This is a genomic window from Streptomyces sp. NPDC057963 (assembly GCF_042887155.1).
Taxonomy (GTDB): domain Bacteria; phylum Actinomycetota; class Actinomycetes; order Streptomycetales; family Streptomycetaceae; genus Streptomyces.
The window spans coordinates 326820-342034 of sequence record NZ_JBHVPX010000002.1; the positions used below are offsets into that span (position 1 = coordinate 326820).

12 protein-coding genes are annotated in these 15215 nt (G+C 71.0%); 3 read left to right on the forward strand and 9 right to left on the reverse strand.

All coding sequences use genetic code 11. From position 1 onward, the window contains the following. Positions 1-309: 309 nt before the first annotated feature. The 6 genes from ACFVT1_RS05205 to ACFVT1_RS05230 form a co-directional block, all read right to left on the reverse strand. Complete coding sequence (locus ACFVT1_RS05205) at positions 310-858, reverse strand: bacterial proteasome activator family protein (RefSeq protein ID WP_362192657.1); 549 nt, start codon at positions 856-858, stop codon at positions 310-312. A 119-nt stretch (positions 859-977) separates the two neighbouring features. Then, positions 978-3824, reverse strand: coding sequence for an FtsX-like permease family protein (locus tag ACFVT1_RS05210; protein ID WP_389792695.1), 2847 nt, complete (start codon positions 3822-3824; stop codon positions 978-980). After that, complete coding sequence (locus ACFVT1_RS05215) at positions 3821-4609, reverse strand: ABC transporter ATP-binding protein (protein WP_389792697.1); 789 nt, start codon at positions 4607-4609, stop codon at positions 3821-3823. Before ACFVT1_RS05215 ends, ACFVT1_RS05210 begins: the two co-directional genes overlap by 4 nt. Before the next feature lie 258 nt (positions 4610-4867). Beyond that, the gene (locus ACFVT1_RS05220; RefSeq protein WP_389792699.1) at positions 4868-5497 is read right to left on the reverse strand and encodes a PadR family transcriptional regulator; all 630 of its coding nucleotides are present in this window, start codon (positions 5495-5497) and stop codon (positions 4868-4870) included. A gap of 117 nt (positions 5498-5614) precedes the next feature. Next, positions 5615-6307 carry a hypothetical protein gene (locus tag ACFVT1_RS05225; protein ID WP_389792701.1) on the reverse strand — a complete coding sequence of 231 codons (693 nt, stop codon included), beginning with the start codon at positions 6305-6307 and terminating at the stop codon, positions 5615-5617. A gap of 343 nt (positions 6308-6650) precedes the next feature. After that, the gene (locus ACFVT1_RS05230; RefSeq protein ID WP_389792703.1) at positions 6651-8276 is read right to left on the reverse strand and encodes a protein kinase; all 1626 of its coding nucleotides are present in this window, start codon (positions 8274-8276) and stop codon (positions 6651-6653) included. A gap of 292 nt (positions 8277-8568) precedes the next feature. Here ACFVT1_RS05230 and ACFVT1_RS05235 point away from each other — a divergent pair, with 292 nt between their 5' ends. Then, the gene (locus tag ACFVT1_RS05235; protein ID WP_389792705.1) at positions 8569-10200 is read left to right on the forward strand and encodes a protein kinase; all 1632 of its coding nucleotides are present in this window, start codon (positions 8569-8571) and stop codon (positions 10198-10200) included. 13 nt (positions 10201-10213) lie between these two features. Here ACFVT1_RS05235 and ACFVT1_RS05240 read toward each other — a convergent pair whose 3' ends face one another. The 3 genes from ACFVT1_RS05240 to ACFVT1_RS05250 form a co-directional block, all read right to left on the reverse strand. Continuing rightward, complete coding sequence (locus ACFVT1_RS05240; RefSeq protein ID WP_389793343.1) at positions 10214-11206, reverse strand: phosphotransferase; 993 nt, start codon at positions 11204-11206, stop codon at positions 10214-10216. 121 nt (positions 11207-11327) lie between these two features. After that, positions 11328-11762 carry a pyridoxamine 5'-phosphate oxidase family protein gene (locus tag ACFVT1_RS05245; RefSeq protein WP_389792707.1) on the reverse strand — a complete coding sequence of 145 codons (435 nt, stop codon included), beginning with the start codon at positions 11760-11762 and terminating at the stop codon, positions 11328-11330. Between the two features lie 270 nt (positions 11763-12032). Continuing rightward, entirely contained in the window at positions 12033-12692 is a 660-nt protein-coding gene (locus ACFVT1_RS05250) for a response regulator (RefSeq protein WP_389793345.1), read from the reverse strand. Positions 12693-13032: 340 nt separating this feature from the next. On the opposite strand from ACFVT1_RS05250, the gene pdhA reads away from it, so the two are divergent. Beyond that, on the forward strand, positions 13033-14226 hold the full coding sequence (gene pdhA, locus ACFVT1_RS05255) for a pyruvate dehydrogenase (acetyl-transferring) E1 component subunit alpha (RefSeq protein ID WP_389792709.1): 1194 nt from the start codon (positions 13033-13035) through the stop codon (positions 14224-14226). Between the two features lie 2 nt (positions 14227-14228). Beyond that, on the forward strand, positions 14229-15209 hold the full coding sequence (locus tag ACFVT1_RS05260; protein WP_389792711.1) for an alpha-ketoacid dehydrogenase subunit beta: 981 nt from the start codon (positions 14229-14231) through the stop codon (positions 15207-15209). The last annotated feature ends 6 nt before the right edge of the window (positions 15210-15215 follow it).

The window sequence follows — 15215 nt, forward strand, 5'->3', positions numbered from 1 at the left end:
GCAACGGGGCCCGGCACACAGGTCGTCGACCATGTGTGCCGGGCCTTGGTGGTGTTGCTCCGCCATCGAGAGGCACGGACCGGAGGGCGTACCGGCCAGAGCGGCGCCGACCGGAGGGCGTACCGGCCAGTGCGGCACGTACGGACCGGAGAGGCGCGTACGACCAGTGCGGCACGGGCCGACCAGTGCGGCACGGACCGGCCGGTGCAGCGGGTACCGGCCGGTGCGGCGCGTACGTGCCGCACCGGCGCATACGTGTCAGCGCGGCGCACCGACCCATGCGGCGTACCGACCGGAGGGGCGTACCGACTAGAGGTACGGGCCCGACCGGATGGCTCCGTGCTGGTCCCCGCCGCCGTCCTCGTCCTCGTGTCCGCTTCCCGGCGGAAGGGCGCGGCGCATCTGCTCCAACTGGGCCCGCGCCGCCATCTGCTGCGCGAACAGCGCCGTCTGGATGCCGTGGAAGAGGCCCTCCAGCCAGCCCACCAACTGGGCCTGTGCGATCCGGAGTTCCGCCTCGGAGGGCACCGACTCCTCGGTGAACGGCAGGGAGAGCCGCTCCAGCTCCTCCACCAGCTCCGGCGCGAGGCCGTCCTCCAGCTCCTTCACGGAACTCGCGTGGATCTCCTTGAGCCTGACCCGGCTCGCCTCGTCGAGAGGAGCAGCCCTGACCTCCTCCAGGAGCTGCTTGATCATGCTGCCGATGCGCATGACCTTCGCGGGCTGTTCGACCATCTCCGTCACCGGGACCTCACGCGACTCGTCGTCAGTGCCACCGCCGCCGATCGCCATGCCGTCCTGCCCCACTACGAGGACTTGGGGGTGCTCCTGCGACCGTTCATTCCTCGGCATCTCCATGGCGCCATTGTCTCGCACACCTGCCGTGCAACACGGTGGTGCCCCCGTGAACGGTTGATCCACCATTCACGGGGGCACCAATTCAGCTGGTCAGGCCACTGACCGCACCGATGGCGTCGTCATCCGGGCCGCCGGGCCAGCGTCAGGCGCGACCGTGTGAACGCCGCCGCGAGCACCCCGGCCAGCAGCGGAATGCACACGACCAGCAGACCGATGGTCTCCCAGGGCAGCACGATCGGCGTGTACGCCGAGTGCGTGGGTTCGAGCCGCATCGTCTTGAGGGCTTCCTGCAGGTCGACGAGGCGCAGCGCCACCGCGGGCACCAGGCCCGCCAGTGTGCCGAGCACCACACCCGTGAGTGCCACGACCAAGCACTGGAAGCCGGAGAGCTTCCGTCGCACGCCCGGAGGGGCGCCCACCGCGCTGAGGGTGTTGAGATCGGCCTCCGCGTCCGCCTTGGCGAGGCCCGTCGTGATCGCGGCCGCGCCCAGGGTCACCGTGCCGGCGAACAGGGTCAGGATCAGCAGGACGGTGTCGTCCCGTCGGCCGGGGCCGGATTCGGACTGCACCCAGAAGCCGCCGCCGGCCTGTTCGATGGCACCGGAAACCCGCTGGTACTCGGCTTCCGTCGGTGTGTGGACGACGGCATACGCGCTTCCGGTCGCCCTGGTGTGCAGGCCGAGCCGCTCTGCGGTCCTCGCCGGGAGGATCATGCGGATTCCGGGGGTGGCGGCGTACTTTGCCGGGGCCACGTACACCTTCAGCTTGTCCATGGTGGTCCGTGCCTTGCCCGGGTGGGGCTTCCCGTTCTCCTTGTCCTTCTCGCTGTACTGGTGGACCGCCTTGACGGTGACCTCGCCGTTCTCCGCGTACACCGGGTTGAGCAGCACCGGGGTGCCGGCGGCCAGTGCCCTGGCGGCCGCGGGGTCGTCGAGTTTCACGTACGTGTCGAGCAGGGCCGCGTCCGCGACGACGATGTTGCTCTCATCGGTGCTGAAGGCTCCGGATGCCATCAGGTCGACGAGGCACGCGGGGGACCGCATCAGCTTCTTGTGCTCGTCGGCAGAGAGCCGCGCGGCGAGCTTCTGGGCCCCCTTGCCGGTGAGCGGGCAGCTGTGGGCCTTGCCGGTGGGCTTGACCAGTTCCAGCGAGCCGCAGTGGTTCTGCTCGTAGGTGCTGCAGTCGCTGCCTGCCCAGACCCGCCGGAAGTCCGCGTGTCCGCTGGTGACGGCCAGGCTCCGCTCCACGGCCTTCCGCGCCAGCGGGAGCCGCTCGGCCGCCTTCTCGTCGGTGGACGAGAGGACGACGGTTCCCTCGGTGAGCGGGGGAACGTAGTTGTACTCGTTCTCGGCCGACTGGCTGGCCATGTGCGTGGCGATGGCCACCGAACCCGCGACGGCCGCCATCACCGCGGCGACCGCGGGGGCGGTACGGCCGCGGTTGCGGGCCGCGTCGCGCAGCGCCACCCGGGGCGAGAGAGACAGCATCCTGCCGAGCCGCCCAAGAAAGCCGACGATCACCGGGATGCAGGCCAGCAGCCCGAGTTCGGCGACGATCGAGCCACCGGCGACCAGTGCCGAATTTCCGCCGATGCCGCCGTAGAGGGCGATCGCGGCGCCGAACGCCATCACGCAGGCGCCCAGGACGGGCAGCACGCGTGAGGAGCGGCGGACGCCGCGGCGGCCGGTGAGCGACTCCAGTACGGACTGCCGACTCGCCACGATCGCCGGGGCGATCGCCGCCAGCAGGCCGGTGACCAGGCCGATCGCGGCGATGAGCAGCAACTCCAGGGGCGGCGTCGTGAGGGAGCCGAACCGGTTTCCGGCCCAGTTCTCGATCATGGGCTGAAGAGCCGTGGTGAGCCCGAGGCCGGCCACGACACCCGCCACCGCTCCCGTGCCGCCGAGCACCAGACCGCCGCCGAGCACCACGGCCTTGATGTGGCGCCGGTCTCCACCGCAGGTGCTGAGTAGGCCGAGTTGGCGGCGCGAACGGCGCGCGCCGACCGCGAAGGCCGGTCCGGCGAGCAGCACGATCTCCAGGACCGCCATGGCGATCACGGTGATGAGTGCCGTGCTGAGCACGTGGGGCTCGGTGTCGCCGACGGCGGGGTTTCTGGCCATCAGCGGGACCTCGGAGTCCGGCGGCGGGTCGTTGACGACCTGCCGGGACGTGACGAGCACGCCCGACTTGTTGGCCTCCATGACGGTCGGCCAGGTCACGCCGACCCCTGCGGGTCCCTTGACCAGCCAGTCCGTGGAACCGGCGTTGGGCGGAAGCACCTTCTTGTCGTGGTCGGCCTTGGCCTGCCACGGCGCGATGACCGCACCGGGTTCGGCGTAGAGCGCCTTGGCCTTCAGCTCGCCGGGCAGCTCGACCACGCCGGTGACGGTGTACGTCCGGCCGGAGTCGCGCACGGTGGTGGTCGAGCCGACGTGCAGTCCGGTCGCCTTCAGGAACGGCTCCGTGGCGGCCATCTCGCCCTTGCCGTGCGGGTAGGCGCCGCGCACGAGGTCGACCTTGCCGCGCACCATCTCGTCCGACGTCCGGATCTCGACGATCTCGGTGTCCGTGACGCCGTACCGGGTGGTGACATTCGCCGGGACGGACTGCATGGTGATCGCCCGCGAACCCTTGGGGAACGTCGCCCTGACGTCGACCGCACCGCCGTCCTTCACGGGCGCTGCGTCGTCGACGCCCATGTAGATGTTGCTTATTGCTCCGTCGGGGAGCTGCTCGATGGGCCCCATCGCCTCGTCGCTGAACAGTGCGTCGGCGGAGCCTATTTTGCTGGTCAGCGTCTCGGCGACGCTCGGCGTCACGCTGCGGTACGTCACATCGAGCGCCGTGACGCCGAGTACCGGTACCGCGATCATCGCGACCACCAGCGCGCTGCGGCCCTTGGCGCGCATCGCGTCGCGCCTGGCTATGCGGAGGGCGGCGCGCCAGCCCGTGAAGACGCTCACGCGGCGCCCTCGGCACCCTCGGCGGCCAGCAGCGAGTCGGCGTCGGCGGTGAGCGTCTGGTCGACCAGCGAGCCGTCCCGGAGGAACACGACCCGGTCCGCCCAGGCGGCGTACCGCGGCTCGTGCGTGACCATCACACCGGCCGCGCCCTTGTCGCAGCGGTTGCGCAGCAGCGCGAGCACGGCCTCGCCGGTCTCGGAGTCGAGCGCCCCGGTCGGTTCGTCGGCGAGTACGAGGCGCCGGTCCCCCACCAGCGCGCGGGCGATCGCGACGCGTTGCTGCTGGCCACCCGACATCTCGTCCGGGAACCGGTCGGCGATCTCCAGGAGCCTCATCTCCTCCAGCGCTGCCCGTGCTTCCTTGCGGGCCTTGCGCGCGGAGACCCCGTCGAGCTCGCGCGGCAGGGCGATGTTCTCGGCGGCGGTGAGCGCGGGGATCAGGTTGTAGTCCTGGAAGACATAGCCGATGCTGCGGCGGCGCAGGGCGGCGACGCCCTTGCGGCCGAGACCGGACATGTCCTGGCCCTCGATCAGCACCTGGCCGCCGGTCGCGGTGTCGAGGCCGCCCGCGATGGTCAGCAGGGTGGACTTTCCGGAGCCCGAGGGCCCCATCACCGCGACGAGTTCACCGGCGTGCACGGCGAGGTCGATGCCGCGAAGGGCGTGCACCTCGGCGATGCCGGTGCCGTGGGTGCGGGTGAGTGCTCGGAGTTCGAGCACCGGTGCGTCGACGGCCGGCGATGAGCCGGACGAGGCCGTGGATCGGGACGGCGCGCGCGAGGACATGGTGGGTGGTTCCCCCTTGGAACGGATCTGTCGGGCCGGCGCCGGACGCCGAAGCGGCCCGGGGCCAGCACGGGGTGCACGCGCTGGGCCGGGGCGGTGCTGGGCGCCGCCGGGCGCCGGGCGTGTACGTGGGTGGGCTGTAGTGGTGCCGGGCGCCGGGCGCCGGGCGTGTACGCGGTGGGCTGTAGTGGTGCCGGGCGCCGGGCGCGTACGTGGTGGGCCGTAGTGGTGCCGGGCGCGTACGTGGGTGGTCTGTGGTCAGCGCCGGGTGCGCGGGCGGGCGATACGGGCGGGAGCGCGGTCGGCCGGGGTGCGGCCGGTCGTACGCGCCTCGGGCTCCGGCTCCGTGGCGGCGGCCTCGGCGAGGCGGATCAGCCGGGACTCGCAGTGGTCCAGCCAGCGGGCCTCGGCCTCCGCCTGGAAGATCAGCTGTTCGACTACGAGCAGCCAGGCCACCTCGTCGCGGTTGGCCGGGACATCGGCGAGGGCCTGTGCCTTGAGGCGGGTGTAGTCCTGCATCGCCTTCACCGTGTGGTGGCGCTGGGCCTGGATGACGGCCCGGATGTCCACACCGGGCGCGCCGACCGCCATGGCGAGCTTGATGGCCAGCTCGTCGCGGGGCGGATTGGTGCGGTCGACGGGCGTCTCGAACCAGCTCCGCAGTTCGGTGCGGCCGTCGTCGGTGATGGCGTAGAGGGCGTGCCCCTGGTCGTCCTCGTCGTCCTGGACGACCAGGCCGTCGCGCTCCAGCCGACTCAGGGTCGTGTAGACCTGGCCGACGTTGAGCGGCCAGGTGGAGCCGGTGCGCGACTCGAATTCGGTACGGAGCTGGGAGCCGTATCTGGGCCCCCGTTCCAGCAGGGCCAGTAGCCCGTGACGGATCGACATACTGAGTATGTATACCGAGTATGTTGCTCGGCGCAAGTCCCGTCCGGAGCCCATGGGCGGTGATGGGAAGGGGGTGGGTGCTGGGGTGGGAAGGCTGGGGTGGGGCCGCGGCCCGCCTCAGTTCGGGCGCCGCATGCGGAACGCCAGGAAGCCCAGGCCCAGCCCTATCAACGCGATTCCCCCGCCCAGCGACACCCGCTGCACCCGCTCCGCGGCCGGACCGCCGAAGGCCTGGGGCGCGGGTCGGCCGGGCGCGGGGGACGTGCTGGCCGCCGGTATCGCGGTGGGCACCAGCCCCGGATCGGTTGCCGCGGGTCGCGTGTCGGGCTCGTCGAGGGAACTGTTCGCGTGGGCCGGCTCCCACGGCGGGAGCGGCCGTCCGGGCCGCAGTCGCCCCTCCCCGGCCTCGCGCCCGGCGAGCGGGGACTGCGCTTCGGGGGGCGGTGACCCGTCGGCCGCGGAGGCGGGGGAAGGGTCGGCGGAGGGCGTGGCCGAAGGGTCGCCGGAGGGTGGGGAGGGGGATGCCGAGGACGCCGAGGGCGTGGGCGAGGGGTCGTCCGGGGGAGTGGCCGTGGGTATCGCGGGGGATTCGGCCGAAGGAGTGGTCGAGGGGGTGGCCGGAGCCTCGCCCGGCGGTTCGGCCTCGGGGGCGCTGGACGGGCGGGCGGGCGGTGCGGACGACGTGGTCGCGGGCGGCGTCACCGGGACGCTGACCGCCCCCGCCGCCCCGCCGGGGGCACGCCGTTCCGCGTGCGCCTCGCCCGTCGCGGCCCCCAGCGCCGCACCCGCCGAGAATATGAGACAGACCACGCACCTCGTGGACCGCGAAGGGAGAAGTCCTGGAGCCATGAGGGCAGCGTCACATGTGACGATATGTCCGGCATCTTGAACGTGTGGTGAAGTCCGGCATCTCGAACGTGCGGTGAACCCCTGGGGCCGTACCGGTCCCTGGAGACGCCCCTACGCGTGCGTGGTCCCGGAAGGCACCCTCGCGGACGGACACAGAGGGCCGTCACTTCCCCGCAGCCGCGCCCCACCGCCTACCCGCGCCTCACCGCCTACCCGCGCACCACGGCCAACCCGCCCAGCACCCTCCGCGCGAGCACCCGTGCCCGCGCAGCACCCTCCGCGCGAGCATCCTGCCCGCGCCCGCTCAGGCCGGGTCGCCCGTCGCGATGCGCAGTTCGAAGTGGGCGCCGGTCTTGGGCACGGCCGTTCCGGAAGTCGGGAACTGGTCGACGACCTGGTCCTCCGCGTAGGCGTTCCCGGGGACCTTGATCTCCTTGATCGTCCAGCCCGCCGCTTCCGCGCACGTCTTCGCCGAGAGGATGTCCTTGTAGAGGAAGCTCGGCGCGTCGACCTTGTTCGGGTCGTTGGTGTCCTCCATGGGGTCCGTGCAGGCCTCGGTCCTCATCGTCCGGTTCCGCTCCGGGTCCTTGTGCTCGCTCGCGGCCGGCGAGTCCTTCGCGGAGGGGTCGTCGCCCGAGCCCGGGTCCTTCAGCGAGAGCACAGTGATCAATCCGCCGATCGCGATCAGCGCGACCACGATCGAGCCGACGATCACCGGCATGTTCCGCCTGGAGTCGCCCCCGCGGGAGCCGGCCTGCGGCTGCGGCGCGATCGTGTACGGCGGCGGGGTCTGCTGCTGCATCGGGGACATCGGCGCCTGGCCCTGGTACGCCGGGCCCGACTGCGGATAGCCGTACGACGGAGCCGGGGTGGGCGCGCCGTACGGACCCGACTGGTACGGGCCCGGCTGGTACGGCGTCTGGACGCTCTGCGGTGCCGGAGTGGACTGGTCGACCGGCGGGAAGACCGCCGAGCCGACGCCCGAACCGCTGTTCGACGGTGCGCCGCCGCCCGCGACGATCACCGGGGCGCCCGTCTGCGCGCCCGCGCTCAGCACACGCGCGATCTCGTCCTGCATCGCCGCGGCGCTCGGGAAGCGCTCGTTCGGATTCTTCTTCAGCGCGCGGGCGACGAGCGCGTCCATCGCCGGGGTGATCGACCGGTTGATGGCGGAGGGCACGGCCGGCTCCTCCTGGACATGCGCGTACGCGATGGCGAGCGGCGAGTCCGCGTCGAACGGGATGCGCCCGGTCAGCAACTGGAACAGCATGATGCCGACCGAGTACAGGTCGGAGCGCGCGTCCACCCCGCGGCCCAGGGCCTGCTCGGGGGAGAGGTACTGCGGGGTGCCGACGACCATGCCGGTCTGCGTCATCGAGGTGACGCCCGACTGCATGGCGCGGGCGATGCCGAAGTCCATGACCTTCACGACACCGCGCCGGGTCACCATCACGTTGCCGGGCTTGATGTCGCGGTGGACGAGACCCATTTCGTGGCTGGTGTCCAGCGCGGCCAGTACGTCGGACGTCACCTTGAGCGCCTTGTCGGCCGGCATCGCGCCGTAGCTCTGGATGTCCGCCTGGAGCACGGAGCCGAGCGGCTGCCCCTCCACGTACTCCATGACGATGTACGGCATCAGCGCGCCGCCGAGCTCGTCCTCGCCGGTGTCGAAGACGGAGACGATGTTGGTGTGCTGCAGTTTTGCAACGGCCTGCGCCTCGCGCCGGAACCGTTCGCGGAACGACTGCTCGCGGCCCAGCTCCGTGTGCAGTGTCTTGATTGCGACCTGGCGGTCCAGAGCGGAGTCGTACGCCAGATATACGGACGCCATCCCGCCTTCGCCGAGCAGGTCGCGAAGCTGGTACCGGCCGCCGGCGACCGAACCGCCCGCGTAGCGCCCTTGAGCGCCGTGTGCGCCGTCCTGGCTCATGACTTGCTTCCCCCTCGGCGCGCGACTGACGCGATGATCCCTATCAGGCCAAGTCTGCCCGAGGGGTACGACACGTCAAGCCAGGTGCTCGTTCCGTGACCCTACGCACAAGAAGCGTCTCGGAAGCGTTACAGGAACCTCATGGAATTTGCGCGCCCGGCGCGCCGGGCGGTTGGATGACCGGTCCCTCTCGGAAACGGTGTGTCCGGCAAAGGCTGTAGCGTGACGTGGCAATGCAGCTAGACACCGTGAGAACCCGCGGACGCGCGGACAGATACGACGGCGAGGACTGATGGCACCCGATTCCGAAGCAAACGGCGGCGGAGTTTCGGATGGCACCGACTCCTGGGGCATCGACGGTGTCGTCGGTGACGGACGTTACCGGATGACCCACCGGCTCGGCCGGGGCGGCATGGCGGAGGTCTTCGCGGCCGAGGACGTCAGGCTGGGACGTACGGTGGCGGTGAAGCTCCTGCGTGCCGACCTCGCGGAGGACCCGGTCTCCAAGGCCCGGTTCACGCGCGAGGCGCAGTCGGTCGCGGGCCTCAACCACCATGCGATCGTCGCCGTGTACGACTCCGGCGAGGACGTCGTGGGCGGCCAGACCGTCCCCTACATCGTGATGGAGCTCGTCGAGGGCCACACCATCCGCGACCTGCTCCTCAGTGCCGAGGCCCCGCCGCCCGAGCAGGCGCTGATCATCGTCTCGGGCGTGCTGGAAGCCCTCGCGTACTCGCACCAGCACGGCATCGTGCACCGCGACATCAAGCCCGCCAACGTGATCATCACGAACTCGGGCGCGGTCAAGGTGATGGACTTCGGCATCGCCCGTGCGCTGCACGGCGCGCAGTCGACGATGACGCAGACCGGCATGGTCATGGGGACGCCGCAGTACCTCTCTCCCGAGCAGGCGCTGGGCAAGGCCGTCGACCACCGATCCGACCTCTATGCCACCGGCTGCCTGCTGTACGAACTCCTGGCGCTGCGGCCTCCGTTCACGGGTGAGACGCCGCTCTCCGTCGTATATCAGCATGTGCAGGACATTCCGATGCCGCCGTCCGAGGTGCTGGACATGGTGCCGCCGGAGCTGGACGGGCTGGCGATGCGCGCGCTCGCCAAGGACCCCGACGACCGGTTCCAGAGCGCCGAGGAGATGCGCGGCCTCGTCCAGTACAGCCTGCAGATGCTCCAGGTGCAGGGCGGCCACACGGGCACCTGGAACACCGGCCCGGTCGCGATGCACGAGGGCGGCCACACCCCGGCCCTGGGCGTCACCGGTGCCACGATGGCGATGGGCCACCCGCAGCACGGCGAGACCTCGCAGGGCCCGATCCTGCCGCCGATGAACCCCGACGACGGTGGTTACGAAGGCGGGCATCAGGGAGGTGGCGGCCGCAGCAAGCTGTGGCTGTTCGTCGTGCTCGCGCTGATCGCGATCGGGGCCGGCGTCGCCATAGCCGTCAACGCGGCGGGCAACAACGACAACCAGCACAAGAAGACGCCCACGGAGACCTCCGTCTCGCCGTCCGAGCCGGAGAGTCCGCCCTCGCCGACCGACGAGCAGACCGAGCAGAGCCAGCAGCCGGAGAACTCCACCGGTAACCAGCAGGAAACGACGCCGCGGCACTCCTACCCCCCGTCGGTCCCGCCGAGCAAGCCGTCCGACCCGCCGTCCAACAAGCCGTCGGCACCGGCCACGGGCGGCAACACCGACGCCGGTACCGGCACCGACGGCGGCACGGGGGCGGACGAAGGCACCAGCACCGGTCCGGGCGACAGCGGCGGCACCAGTACGGGCGGCAACACCGACAACGGCACGACAGCGGGTACGGGAGGGAACGAAGGCGGTACCGCCGGCGACACCACCGGGACCAGCGCGGGTCAGGCCGGCAACGCCGGCATCCCCGGGGGCTCGGTCCCCTGACCTTCCAGGGGCCTCACCCGGTGAACGCCTCGCACACCGCCTCGTACTCGCGCGTCCACCAGACCGCCAGGGCCGACACCGCAGGGAACTGCGGGTCGGCCCTCCGGTCGTGCAGGCGGTACCGCCAGCGCAGTATCCAGAAGTCGTTGAGCCGCTCCCACCACACCCGGTGCACCGCCGCGGCCAGTTCCGCCGCTCCCGCCCCGGCCGCCCGCCGGTAGGCGCCCGCGTACGCCCGTACCTTCTCCAGTTCCAGCTTTCCGGCCGGCTGTACGAAGAAGATCGCCGCGGCCCGTACCGCCTCCTCCGCGCGGGGCTGGACCCCCAGCCGGTCCCAGTCGACGATCGCGACCGGGTCGGTGCCCCGGTAGAGGACGTTCAGCGGGTGGAAGTCGCCGTGCACCCACCCGGTGGCCGGGATGTCGGGGGTGGGCGGCCGGCGGTCGGCGTGCTGTTCCAGCAGGGCCCGCCGCTCCAGGAGGCGGTGTTCGGCGAGCTCGTCGAAGGAGTCCCGGGGGTGGCGTCCGCGCGCCGCCGCCAGCAGGTCCTCGATCAGCGCGAAGGTGTCGGCGGGGTCGGGGCTCCGGTACCCGCCGGACCGGCCGGCGAGCCCCGTGCCCGCCTCCATGACCTGTTCGAGCCCGGTGTGCACGGCCCCGAGCAGCGCTCCGAGCCGCTGCGACTGGTCGGCGGTGAGCTGGGCGCCGGCCCGGTGCAACCCGTCGACCCAGGGGTGCAGGGCGTAGCACCGGCCGCCGATCTCCGTCACCGTGTCGCCCTCGGTGTCCTCCACGGGCGGGGCGACGGGCACGCCGAGTGACTGGAGCCGCTGGGTGGCGCGGTGCTGGCGGACGATCGTGGCGCGGTCGCCGGTGGCGTCGTCGAGGTGGTGCTTGAGGAAGTAGCGGCCGCGGGTGGTGGAGACGCGGTAGCCGTGGTTGAGCAGGCCCTGGGTGACGGGCTTGCAGGTGAGGGGCTCACCGGCATCCGGGTAGCGGCGCAGCACCTCGTCCACCGGAGGAACGGGCGGGCGGGGCGCGGCCGGACGGGGTGCGGACGAGCACAGCGCCTCGCCGGCCGGCGGAGCAGACGGAAGGGTTACAGATGAGCGCAGCACTCACCAGATGTTAGATCACGCTGCGTTGCGGCTCTGCGGACTTGCGCGGGAAGCCCAGAGTGTGCACGGAGACGAAATGCGGGTCGACCCCGAGGTAGGCCGGGGCGAAGGGCTCCCCGTTCACCTGGGCGGGAGCGGCGCCGAAGCGCTCCTGCTGTTCGGGGGTCGGGTGCACGATCTCGGCGGGGCCGGTGAACTGCACGGACCACAGCTCGCCGGCGTCCCCGCAGGCTGCGGTGTTGAAGTTGTCCGCCCCGTACGCCACGACCGTGCCGTTGCATGCCTCGTGGTAGCCGAGGCCGTCGTGCATCCGCAGGACGACGCGGCCGTCGACCACGATGTGGCGGGCGACCGCCAGTATCGGGAGGGCTCGCATGCTCGTCGCCAGTCGGCCGTACGGGACGCGGCCGAGCAGTTCGATCGCGTGGAGTTCCTCAGGGGGCATGCCCTCGACTCTCCGCCACCGGGGAGGCCGTGAACAGAGGCCGCGGCCCCAGGTGCCCCGGGACCAAAGTCCCGAAGATCACCGAGGGCCGCGGCCTCTTCGCCCACTTCCCGGCACGTCCGTCACGCGGCGCCCGCCCGCGCACCCGGGCCCGTCCCGCCGTGCGCCGATCGGCCCGTCACGGCCGTCCCGCCGTGCGCCACCGGTCCCGTTCCGGCCGTCCCGTCACGCGGCGCCCGCCCGGCGCGCCGGGCTGTTCCGCCGTGCCGCTCAGCCCTTCTCGGCCTGGAGTCTGGCCACGTACGCGGCGGCCTGCGAGCGCCGTTCCATGCCCAGTTTGGAGAGCAGGCTGGAGACGTAATTCTTGATCGTCTTCTCGGCGAGGTGCAGCCGCTCGCCGATCACCCGGTTCGTCAGTCCCTCCCCGATCAGATCGAGGATCTTGCGCTCCTGTTCGGTGAGGCTGTCGAGCTTGTCGTCGCCCCGGCCCTTCTTGCCGTCGCGCAGCCGTTCCAGCACCCGGGCGGTCGCGACCGGGTCCAGCAGCGACTTCCCGGCCGCCACGTCCCGTACCGCGTTCAGCAGTTCGTTGCCGCGGATCGCCTTCAGCACATAGCCCGAGGCACCCGCCATGATCGCGTCGAAGAGGGCCTCGTCATCGGCGTACGAGGTCAGCATCAGGCACTTGATGCTCTCGTCCTGGGAGCGGATCTCCCGACAGACCTCCACCCCGCTCCCGTCCGGCAGCCGTACGTCGAGCACCGCCACATCGGGCCGGGTCGCGGGGATGCGGACCAGCGCGTCCGCCGCCGTGCCGGCCTCGCCGACGACCTCGATGTCGGCCTCGACCGAGAGCAATTCATGGACTCCGCGCCGGACGACTTCGTGGTCGTCCAGCAGAAAAACAGTGATTTTTCCTTGTTCGCGCACAAAACGCAGTCTCACACACTCGCCTCTTCCCTGCCGCCGAACGGCGGGATAACGTGCCGTTGTTCCGGCGGCCTGCAAGGCTGTTCCCAGAGCTGTGACCAGCGAGAGTTCCCGACTTTTTCGATTTACTTGGAAATCCAAGCAAAATCGCAGGTCAGATAGGGTTTCGCAGTTATGCGGCCTACTGGGTAACGTGCTTTTGGCAGGGCGCTCGCCGGGGCACCTGTCACGCCTGTTCCCGGACCGAGCGGCACCCACCCCGTGCACGGGTACGGACACAGGCGAGCCGCACTGGCTTCCCGGCAGACCCCGGGGGCCGGACCGACGGAGGAGCACGCACGTGACCGTGGAGAGCACTGCCGCGAGCAAACCGCGACGCAGCAGTAAGCGGACCAGCGCCGTGAAAACGCCCGCTAGGACGTCCGCGAAGACGCCCGCCAAGACGCCGCAGAGTTCCGAGCCCGAGCTCGTACAGCTGCTGACGCCCGAGGGCGAGCGCGTGGAGCATCCGGACTACCGGATCGACCTGACCGCCGAAGAACTGCGCGGTCTGTACCGGGACATGGTCCTGACCCGCCGCTTCGACGCCGAGGCCACCGCCCTCCAGCGCCAGGGCGAGCTGGGCCTGTGGGCCTCCCTGCTCGGTCAGGAAGCCGCCCAGATCGGCTCCGGCCGGGCCCTGCGCGACGACGACTACGTCTTCCCGACGTACCGCGAACACGGCGTCGCCTGGTGCCGCGGGGTCGACCCGACCAATCTGCTCGGGATGTTCCGCGGTGTGAACCACGGCGGCTGGGACCCGAACAGCAACAACTTCCACCTGTACACGATCGTCATCGGCTCGCAGACCCTGCACGCCACCGGCTACGCCATGGGCGTCGCCAAGGACGGCGCGGACTCGGCCGTGATCGCGTACTTCGGCGACGGCGCCTCCAGCCAGGGAGACGTCGCCGAGTCCTTCACCTTCTCCGCGGTCTACAACGCCCCGGTCGTCTTCTTCTGCCAGAACAACCAGTGGGCGATCTCCGAGCCGACCGAGAAGCAGACCCGCGTCCCGCTTTACCAGCGCGCGCAGGGCTTCGGCTTCCCCGGCGTCCGGGTCGACGGCAACGACGTCCTCGCCTGCCTGGCGGTCACCAGGTCGGCGCTGGAGCGGGCCCGCCGGGGAGAGGGACCGACGCTCGTCGAGGCGTTCACCTACCGCATGGGCGCGCACACCACCTCCGACGACCCGACGAAGTACCGGGCCGACGAGGAACGCGCCTCCTGGGAGGCCAAGGACCCGATCCTGCGGCTGCGCGCCTACCTGGAGAAGGAGGGCGCCGCGGACGAGGCGTTCTTCACCGCGCTGGACGAGGAGAGCGAGGTCCTCGGCAAGCGGGTGCGCGAGGCGGTACGGGCGATGCCCGATCCGGACCCGATGGCGATGTTCGACCACATCTACGCCGACGGGAACCCGCTCGTCGACGAGGAGCGCGCCCAGTTCGCCGCCTACCAGGCATCGTTCGCGGATTCCGCCGAGGAGGGCAAGTAGCCATGGCCATGGAAAAGATGTCCATTGCGAAGGCTCTCAACGAGTCGCTGCGCAAGGCCCTCGACACCGACCCCAAGGTCCTCATCATGGGTGAGGACGTCGGCAAGCTGGGCGGAGTCTTCCGGATCACCGACGGGCTCCAGAAGGACTTCGGCGAGGACCGGGTGATCGACACCCCGCTCGCCGAGTCCGGCATCGTCGGTACGGCGATCGGCCTGGCCCTGCGCGGCTACCGGCCCGTCGTGGAGATCCAGTTCGACGGCTTCGTCTTCCCCGCGTACGACCAGATCGTCACGCAGCTCGCGAAGATGCACGCCCGCGCGCTCGGCAAGATCAAGATGCCGGTCGTCGTGCGGATCCCGTACGGCGGCGGCATCGGCGCCGTGGAGCACCACAGCGAGTCCCCCGAGGCCCTGTTCGCGCACGTCGCGGGGTTGAAGGTGGTCTCGCCGTCGAACGCGAGCGACGCGTACTGGATGATGCAGCAGGCCGTCCAGAGCGACGACCCGGTCATCTTCTTCGAGCCGAAGCGCCGCTACTGGGACAAGGGCGAGGTCGAGACCGACTCCATCCCCGGTCCGCTGCACAAGGCCTCGGTGGCCCGTACCGGCACCGACCTCACGCTCGTCGCGTACGGCCCGATGGTGAAGGTCTGCCTGGCGGCGGCCGAGGCCGCCGAGGAGGAGGGCAAGTCGATCGAGGTCCTGGACCTGCGCTCGATGTCCCCGATCGACTTCGACACCATCCAGACCTCGGTCGAGAAGACCGGCCGGCTCGTCGTGGTCCACGAGGCGCCGGTGTTCTACGGCTCCGGTGCCGAGATCGCCGCCCGGATCACCGAGCGCTGCTTCTACCACCTGGAAGCACCGGTGCTGAGGGTCGGCGGCTACCACGCCCCGTACCCGCCGGCGCGGCTGGAGGACGAGTACCTGCCGGGTCTCGACCGCGTGCTCGACGCCGTCGACCGCTCGCTGGCGTACTGAGGACTG